The organism is Pseudomonas sp. SIMBA_068 (assembly GCF_046534705.1).
In the GTDB taxonomy this organism is placed as follows: Bacteria; Pseudomonadota; Gammaproteobacteria; order Pseudomonadales; family Pseudomonadaceae; genus Aquipseudomonas; species Aquipseudomonas putida.
This window is the reverse complement of record NZ_JAWRYI010001379.1, coordinates 1-244: the sequence shown is the minus strand read 5'-3', so window position 1 is coordinate 244 and position 244 is coordinate 1. Positions and strand designations below refer to the sequence as shown.

Sequence of the window (244 nt, the reverse complement as noted above, 5' to 3'; positions counted from 1 at the left end):
AAACGTACCCACCGTAATCAGGATTTGGGACCGTTCATCTCTCACGAAATGAACCGCTGCATCGCCTGCTACCGCTGCGTGCGTTACTACAAAGATTACGCTGGCGGTACAGATCTGGGCGTTTACGGTGCGCACGACAACGTCTACTTCGGTCGCCCGGAAGACGGCACGCTGGAAAGCGAATTTTCCGGTAACCTGGTCGAAATTTGCCCGACCGGCGTATTTACCGACAAAACGCACTCCG

The 244-nt window shown here is 54.9% G+C and carries 1 protein-coding gene; it reads left to right on the top strand.

Annotation, left to right across the window (positions count from 1 at the left end):
* Window positions 1-244: hypothetical protein (locus SB756_RS34135; protein ID WP_410913762.1), on the top strand; the 244-nt coding region annotated here is incomplete at both ends.